General features: G+C 34.0%; 1 protein-coding gene and 1 pseudogene. Both read left to right on the forward strand.

Annotation, left to right across the window (positions count from 1 at the left end; genetic code table 11):
- Positions 1–174 precede the first annotated feature (174 nt).
- The gene (locus tag RT99_RS19625) at positions 175–2076 is read left to right on the forward strand and encodes a S9 family peptidase (protein ID WP_042566448.1); all 1902 of its coding nucleotides are present in this window, start codon (positions 175–177) and stop codon (positions 2074–2076) included.
- A gap of 190 nt (positions 2077–2266) precedes the next feature.
- Positions 2267–2696: pseudogene (locus RT99_RS19630) on the forward strand (hybrid sensor histidine kinase/response regulator); the annotation flags it as partial.

Genomic DNA, 2696 nt, shown 5'->3' on the forward strand with positions numbered 1-2696 from the left:
TGACTTCGGGAGAAGCCCTTTTCATACACTTAAGCCTTCTCCCGAAGTCTCGGGACGCTCAGGGTGACAATAAGGTGTGCAAGATGGTAAGTTTAACATTAAATTGGAATTTGGAATTTAAAAGTTGGAATTTAAAATCCGTACTTTTAGCTCCACAAAAATTAGAATTTTATTATGAAAAAAGTATTATTTACAACCTTAATAATGATGAGTTTAAATGCTATCGGACAGAATGTAATGTCACCGGAATTGTTATGGAAGTTAGGAAGAGTGTCGGCACTTGGGCTTTCGAAAGATGAAAAAAATATTGTTTTTAAGGTTTCAACTCCTTCTGTTGAAGAAAACAAATCGCATTCTAAATTTTACACGATTCCTGTAAATGGTGGAAATGCAACTGAAATTAAAGATACTAAAGAGGTTTTGAAAGACAAAAATATTTCGCCTGACGGAAAATTTTTAGTGTATAATGAAGAGGTGAAAATTGACAAGGTTTTAGGTAAAGATTATTATCCTAACCTAACAAAATCTGACGTTCAGATTTATAATGGTTTAGATTACCGTCATTGGGATACGTGGAATGAAGGAAAATTTAACCACGTTTTTTATAAAGAAAATAAAGAAGGCGCAGCAGGAATTGATATTTTAAAAGGTGAAACTTTTGATTCTCCGCAAAAACCTTTTGGTGGCGATGAAGATTATATCTGGTCTCCTGATGGAAAAAGCATTTTGTATGTGTGCAAGAAAAAAGCGGGAACTGAATATGCTGTTTCTACAAACACGAATATTTATGAGTACAATTTAGAAACTCAAAAAACGACTAACAGAACCGAAGATAATCTGGGTTACGATACGGCTCCGCAATTTTCTCCAACAGGAAATCTAACGTGGTTACAAATGAAACGTGACGGTTACGAAGCTGACAAAAATGATATTATTGTTGAGTTTAAAGGAATCAAAACGAACCTAACGGCAAATTGGGACGGAACTGTAGATAATTTTATCTGGAGCAAAGATGGCAAAAATGTTTATTTTGTTGCTCCTGTTGATGGTACAAAACAACTTTTTGTTGTCAATTTTCCGGGTTTAACAAGAATTGCAATTCAGGTTCGTAAAATTACAAATGGTGATTTTGATGTAAATGATTTGGTTGGATTTTCTGGCGATGATATTATCGTAACAAGAAATGATATGAATCACGCTCCGGAAATTTTCTCTTATAATTTGAAGAAAAATACCTGGAAACAACTTTCAAATGTAAATACCGAAACGTATAAAACATTGGCGTTAGGCAAAACCGAAAGACGTTATGTTACAACAACTGATGGCAAAAAAATGTTGGTTTGGGTAATTTTACCTCCAAATTTTGATGCTTCAAAAAAATATCCGACTTTATTATTCTGTCAGGGCGGACCACAAAGTGCTTTGACACAATCGTATTCTTTCCGTTGGAATTTCTCTTTAATGGCGGCAAAAGGGTATATTGTTGTAGCGCCAAATCGTCGCGGAATGCCAGGTCACGGTGTTGAATGGAACGAACAAATTAGTAAAGATTGGGGCGGACAGGTTATGGATGATTACCTTTCTGCGATTGATGATGTTGCCAAAGAAAATTATGTAGACAAAAGTCGTTTAGGTTGTGTTGGTGCAAGTTATGGCGGATATTCGGTATTTTATTTAGCCGGAATTCATAACAACCGTTTTAAAACTTTTATAGCTCACGATGGAGTTTTCAATACGGTAAGTATGTTAGGTACTACAGAAGAAGTTTTCTTTAACAATTGGGATTTTGGAGGTGCTTATTGGGAAAAAGATAATGCTCTGGCTCAAAAAGCTTACACTACTTTTAATCCGGCAACTTTGGTTCAAAACTGGAATAAACCGATTTTAATTTTTCAGGGAGGAAAAGATTTCCGTGTACCAATAGGACAAGGACAAGAAGCTTTTCAGGCTGCGCAGCTTCGCGGAATTAAAAGCAGATTGGTTTATTTCCCAGAAGAAAATCACTGGGTTTTACAGCCACAAAACGCTCAGGTTTGGCAGGGAGAATTTTTTAAATGGCTGAGCGAAACGCTTTAATCTATTAAATAAATAAATTAAGCCATCTATTTTTGCAGATTCAACTTTGTTAATCGGCAAAAATAGATGGCTTTTTTGTAAATTCATATTACAATTATATAACATATTGATATGATTTTATACTTGAAAATCAGAAAATTTTAAATAAATTGCAATACTTTCAATTTAAAAATACCAGCAATTACAGCCTATGGAGAGCAAAAGAAGTTACACTGCAATAAAAGTCCTCTTCAGTTATATTGCCTTATTGGGATTAGTTGTTACTGTTGGATGGTTTTTGTATTCAGAGAATGTGGTGTACAATAAACTTGAAGGCAAGATTGCTTTCGAAAAAACAAAAATTCTAAGGGTCAGCAAACTTTTTTCGAATGTTTATAAAACTGAAAGTCTCGCCAGAAAAACAATTCAAACCAATTCAGAAAGTGATTTTAAAAGTTATCTTACTGAAACAGATTCGTTACGATGCAGGATTGATACTTTAAAACAAATTGTTACTACAGAGTATCAAAAGGTTTTATTGGATAGTGTAAATTATTTACTATCTGAAAAAACAGAAAACATCAGACAATTAAAAACGATAAAAAACAAAGCAGAAGACGAAGTTTCGGTAAATACGGCGA

The organism is Flavobacterium sp. MEB061 (genome assembly GCF_000834715.1).
Classification (GTDB): domain Bacteria; phylum Bacteroidota; class Bacteroidia; order Flavobacteriales; family Flavobacteriaceae; genus Flavobacterium; species Flavobacterium pectinovorum.

What these genes read in the sequence shown, in the direction of transcription:
- RT99_RS19625 (WP_042566448.1), top strand. Translation starts at nt 175, where the DNA reads ATGAAAAAAGTATTATTTACAACCTTAATAATGATGAGTTTAAATGCT.